General features: G+C 39.1%; 6 protein-coding genes. 4 read left to right on the top strand and 2 right to left on the bottom strand.

The features are described 5' to 3' along the window. The first annotated feature begins 98 nt into the window (after nucleotides 1-98). From AACR75_RS16090 to AACR75_RS16075, 4 genes are all read left to right on the top strand, one after another. Nucleotides 99-1,187 carry a hypothetical protein gene (locus tag AACR75_RS16090; RefSeq protein WP_047691063.1) on the top strand — a complete coding sequence of 363 codons (1,089 nt, stop codon included), beginning with the start codon at nucleotides 99-101 and terminating at the stop codon, nucleotides 1,185-1,187. Nucleotides 1,188-1,340: 153 nt separating this feature from the next. Further along, a complete protein-coding gene (locus tag AACR75_RS16085; protein ID WP_052190352.1) occupies nucleotides 1,341-1,652 on the top strand; it encodes a hypothetical protein in 312 nt (103 codons plus the stop codon). A gap of 225 nt (nucleotides 1,653-1,877) precedes the next feature. After that, nucleotides 1,878-2,591, top strand: a complete 714-nt coding sequence (locus AACR75_RS16080) for a hypothetical protein (RefSeq protein ID WP_156117131.1) — start codon at nucleotides 1,878-1,880, stop codon at nucleotides 2,589-2,591. A 679-nt stretch (nucleotides 2,592-3,270) separates the two neighbouring features. After that, on the top strand, nucleotides 3,271-3,687 hold the full coding sequence (locus AACR75_RS16075) for a GFA family protein (RefSeq protein WP_047691055.1): 417 nt from the start codon (nucleotides 3,271-3,273) through the stop codon (nucleotides 3,685-3,687). A 445-nt stretch (nucleotides 3,688-4,132) separates the two neighbouring features. Here AACR75_RS16075 and AACR75_RS16070 read toward each other — a convergent pair whose 3' ends face one another. Continuing rightward, on the bottom strand, nucleotides 4,133-4,576 hold the full coding sequence (locus AACR75_RS16070; protein WP_047691053.1) for a hypothetical protein: 444 nt from the start codon (nucleotides 4,574-4,576) through the stop codon (nucleotides 4,133-4,135). After that, entirely contained in the window at nucleotides 4,563-4,886 is a 324-nt protein-coding gene (locus tag AACR75_RS16065) for a hypothetical protein (RefSeq protein ID WP_047691051.1), read from the bottom strand. Before AACR75_RS16065 ends, AACR75_RS16070 begins: the two co-directional genes overlap by 14 nt. Between the last annotated feature and the right edge of the window lie 689 nt (nucleotides 4,887-5,575).

Here is a 5,575-nt window from a genome sequence, read left to right as displayed (position 1 = left end):
TTAGTGCAAAATTGCAGTTCAGTGTTTAAGTGTGTTTTTTAAGTTCGGCGGTGCGTTGTCAACCCCTTAGCCGGGCGTTAGGCTAATGGAGGTACAGCATGAATGATTATTTTAGAGCCTTTGTAGAAAAAGTGTTGGGTTTGTTAACCCCTCTTAACTTACACGAGCGTGTTCAAACTCTTGTGGGTATCTTAGTTATTCTTGGCTCATTAGGTGGACTGATTACTGGACCTTTATTACTTATTAGAGATGCTGAAATTTTTAAAGAACACTTACTTTCTGTGAATGTTATTCGTTCTCAGGAAAAAGTTACACTCGATAAAAGTGGGATGATAGGCAGTTACTTAATCTTCAATAATAAAGGTGACTATGAAGAAATTATTACTCGTGTGAGTATGGAATTTTACACTCCATATCAAGTGAGTAGTGTATATTTAGGTGGTGATGTTCCGAATATTTTACCAATAACTATCGGTGAAGAATTAGGTAAATCTGGAGAAGTCAAAGAGCTTCTTGCAAATGGCAATTTTATAGAACGCCACCCTTCAATGTTGCCAAACTATGTTTCGCGATCTGACTCTGAGAATGTCATCGCGTTTGGGCGCAACACAACAGGCGGGGAGTTCAAACACCGGTGGATGCTCTACGGGTGTAATAACCCCGTCAAGATTCGGAAAAACATTAATAATACAGTTGTTATTAACCAGTTTAAGTTGCCACAAGAGTTGGTTAAAGAAATTGAAGCAATACCAATGATAATCGAAACCGGTGTGTTTGATGACTCAATAATAGGTCTTATTGAAAACGGTAAACCCACGATGAGGCTGTATTTAGGGGAGTTGCTTGTGACTGTCGAGTTTGTAAACTCAAATGGTAGAGCAGACAGAGCAATTGTAGATGCTACAAACGTGTATCTAGAAGTTAATAGCGATGGAAAAACACTCAGTCTAGCTGATTGGGACACATCGTTTCCTGATTCATTTCAGAAAATTGTAGACATAAGAACTACTGAGAACATATATGATAGAAAGCCTGAAAGCTTAAAATACTATTCATCTATTGATTCAGACAGTAATAATTACCTAGTCAAGGAGTCAGGTGTGCCACGCTCTTATACAATGCCAAGTATGTTTGCTAACTACGATGCTGATTTATGCCAGTACACCCAAGTAATGTCGAAAAATTAGCCTAACAAAGCATTTAAGAGTGATTCCCAACGCTTGGCATTTTTCATTCCATCGTTGGGTTTTGTGTTTACGGTGGTAAGGTTAAGTTTCGTGGTAGCGTTGCTCACACCTTAATGCGGCGTTAGGGGCTTATGTGCGTAGAGGATATATAGTTTGATTTCAAAGTTCGGTTTTTTTCTCGTTTTAGTGCTTAGCTTGACTAATTCTAGCTTTGCTGAAGAACTAGACACATCTCAATATAAAGGGCAAAGCTACGATAGTGTTAAGAGTCGACTTCTTGCCAAGGGCTGGAAGATCTTACCTAAAGAAGAGCATGAACAGTCTATTGACGACAAAAATGAAGAAATTGTCTGTGGTTCAGGCTTAATGGCAATCTGCTCTGTTGGTTTTCAAAATGATAGCCGGCAGATAACGTTCGTTGTCGAAAAGTCAGGTAATCAAATAATAGTCTTAGGGGAGTACTAACCCGCCCCTAACAAACGCTTCAAGAGGGACAGCCAACGCGCGGCATTTTTACTATGCGTTGGTTTCGGTGATTACGGTGTTATGCGGAAAGTTGGTAGTAGCGTTGTCTGCCCCTTAAGCGGGCGTTAGGTGTCGCTATGCTCTAATGCTTTGGTTTATGAAACTGTAGTCTTATTTAATCCGGAATGATATTCTGGAAGCTGTTAACTTTTTGATATGACGCCAATGAAACTAGACAATATTGAACTTCATCAATTTTTCCAAGAAAAATCGATCAACTACCTCCATCATGCCAACACTGTTGCTACCAGCATTTCATTCATTCTATCTGGTGGTTTATTGTCGCGAGGTGACATTGAACGAAGCACTTTGACACAAACAGTCCAAGCTTCAGACGGTGAGGATAAAGAGTTCGAGGTGTGGGACGATGTGTTTTTAGATACAGCTGATTTACATGGTTATTTCCCGAGACAGAATTTATATGGTCCGGTTCTGTTTAAATTAAATATTAGTTTTTTGCTTGAAGATAATGTAGATGTATGGATTACAAAGAACAATCCGATGTATTGGTCTGCAACTGTTCCGGCGGAAGAACGTTACTTTCAGAGTGTTGATGAGTTAAGGGCTAATTGGGACCAGTATGAAAGACAAAAAAAAATGATCACCATACGAAAACCTGGACGACCTGTGCTGTTTTCATCTTTGGAACAAATCACCGTAGATGACCCAAGAATCCAGATTTATGGTGATACTCATGCATTTAATGAAATGAAGAATGCATTATTCTCTGCTACCGAAAACTTCCATGGAATACGAGAAAAAATCATAGTACGAGAGTGTGGTTTTTGTTTTTGTCGAGAGAACTATTTGCACCAAGTTTCTACGGAACAGTCGGCACGTCTTTTCTTACCTAAAGAACATCCACATTTCCCTGATTAAAAACACCTAACAAACGCTTCAAGAGGGACTTCCAACGCGTGGCATTTTTATTGTGCGTTGATTTCGGTGGTTACGGTGTTATGCGGAAACTTGGTAGTAGCGTTGTCAGCCCCTTAAGCGGGCGTTATGCAACTCAGGTAAATTTAGGGGCTCAATCGTTTGGGATTTCTCCGGCCATTCGTTTTGTGTTGTCGGCAAATGAGGATTTTCACTCTCAAATTCGTGGCTAACTCAAACCGTAAAACAGGCAAGATTCTTTGTTTGCCTCAATCGGTTTTAGTGCTGGCGTGTTGTGAATTTAGCGGGTGCAAAGTGTAGAAAGGGCAAGTTTATCGAGCATTTTGTACTTGCTGAAGTTTTAGCTCGTTGAGTTTTCCTGATTCAAAAGCTTGGTTTGTTGCTGAAAGGTGGACTTTGTTTTGGCGGCTCATCTATCACGGCTCTTGCTTGGGTTGATTCTTGAATCACTCAACCATTGCAATTGTGGCTTTTGGTCGTGTAAAGTCGGTTTATCTCATTGAATTTGCATAACAAACGGCTCAAGAGGGATTGCCAACGCTTGGCGGTTTTAGTGCAAAATTGAAATTCAGAGTTTACAGTGTGTTTTTTAAGTTCGGTGGTGCGTTGTCAACCCCTTAGCCGGGCGTTATATGTTTTTATCAATTTAGGAGTTATTTCAATGTCTTATTCTGAGGCTAGCTGCCTTTGTGGTTCTGTAAAAATTACGGCAGAAAACATCAATCCCAAGTTTACAGTTTGTCATTGTCAATCATGCCGAACTTGGGGCGGAGCTCCTTTCTTTGCGGTGAAATGTGGCACTCAAGTGAAACTAGAGGGGGAAGATAAAGTAAAAATGTACAAGTCATCTTCTTGGGCATCACGAGGCTTCTGTATAGAGTGTGGAACGCATCTATTTTATAAATTCAAAGAAACAGGTGAGTACAATATGCCGGTAGGTTTATTTCCAAACCTAGAGGGGTTAGAAATGGATATGCAGTATTTTAGTGACATGCGACCGAGCTATTATTGCTTTACCAACGATACTAAGGAGATGACTACAGAAGAGATCATGGCCTATTTTGCGGACAAGGTGTAACCAAACATATAACAAAGCGTTTAAGACGGATTCCCAACGCTCGGCATTTTCGGTTTGATTCAGCTTTAGTGTTTACGGCACAATAGGTTAGGTAGGGTGGTAGCGTTGCTCACCACTTAACGCGGCGTTAGGATACCAAGTGTATGGCTTTAATTTATGTGGGGATTTTAGTATGGGATGGATTTTTTTACCTTTAGTAATGGTCTTTTTCAAATGGAGAGAGTTTTCTAGATTTGATTGGTTTTTTACTGTTTCATTTGTGGCTTATTCTGTTGATTTAACTTTTCTATCAGAATTACCATTAAATTCTTATCTGGGTAGCTTTTATGTTGGTATACCCTCCATATCATATTTTTTGTTTTTATTTCCAAACATCCAAACTCATTACCCTGATGACGTGGTTAAAGTAATGAGTTTAGTTGGTTTTTTAATTTCTTTTGTTTGTCTATTGTTGTTCTTTTAATTTTTCCCAAAGTGCAACTAGATCAGTTTCTAAGCTTTTATCGGCTAGAGCGAGATCGATGTTCCTTAGTTTTTCTTTCTGAGCTTCTGAAAAGGAATTTAACTGCCGTTCAAGATAAATTGAAAGATATCGGTCAGAAAGTGTATCTATATCTACTGATTTTGAACTGGCAATTTCGTTGATTAGAGCTTTCATTTCCGAAGAGTTTGAGCATTGTTGAATACGCTGATTTCTTATTGTTATCAGATAATTATTAATATCTTCTGGCTTTAATTGTTTAACATCATAGGCTGTAACTTTAGGGCGTTGATTTTCTGAAGCGACACATTGTTCAACAGAGTTTTTATACGAATCATACAACTCATTTGCATTTGATATTGAGCTCAATAGTAATATTGATAGTAAAGCTTTCTTATCTAAATTCATTATAGAGACATCTCCAAAATATTTTCTCATCACGGGAGATAGATGGATTCATATACATTCTCATTGCAATATCTTCAACTTGTCTAACTAAAATAGGATTAGAAGATTGCATTGATTTAGCTAACAATTCAAAATCAGTTGTTGCTATTTTGTATGACGATCCAATTACTCCGTTGCCAGCAAAAATATCAAACATTGCTGATGCACCGATAAATATTGATAGAACATTCGCCATGTCTTTCTTTTCTTTAATTTCGTTTAGAGCTCGTTTACTAGCCGATCCAAACTTAACATCTATGTTGCATGCCATGCATCAGTCTCATCTGTTTTAGGTTCCTCGCATAATACGACAATATGCAACTTGGATGTTGTCTTATTGTCTTTCTGCTGGCTAAATGTCACAAAAATTTGAGCTGGGTAAGTACCTAACAAACGGCTCAAGAGGGATTGCCAACGCGTGGCGGCTTTAGTTTAAAATTGAAGTTCAGGGTTTAAGGTGTGTTTTTTGAGTTCGGCGGTGCGTTGTCAACCCCTTAGCCGGGCGTTATGCAACTCAGGTGAATTTAGGGGCTCAATCTTTTGGGATTTCTCCGGCTATTCGTTTTGTGTTGTCGGCAAATGAACTTTTTCACCCTCAGATTCGTGGTTAACTCAAACCGTAAAACAGACAAGATTCTTGGTTTGCCTCAATCATTTTTAGCGTTGGCTTGCTGCCAATTCAGCGGGCGCAAAGTGTGGAAAGGACAATGTTATCGAGCATTTTGTGCTTGCTGAAAGTCTTGCTTGTTGAGTTTGTCTGGTTCAAAAGCTTGGTTTGTTGTTGAAAGGTGGACTTTATTTTGGCGGCTCATTTATCACAGTTCTTGTTTGGGGTGGTTCTTGAATCACTCAACCATTGCAATCGTGGCTTTTGGTCGTATAAATTCGGTTTATCTCATTGAATTTGCATAACAAACGGCTCAAGAGGGATTGCCAACGCGTGGCGACTTTAGTGCAAAA

It is taken from the genome of Vibrio sp. ZOR0018 (assembly GCF_963865925.1).
GTDB lineage: Bacteria > Pseudomonadota > Gammaproteobacteria > Enterobacterales > Vibrionaceae > Vibrio > Vibrio anguillarum.
Note: the sequence above shows the minus strand (reverse complement) of the source record. Positions and strands in the feature narration are given on the sequence as shown.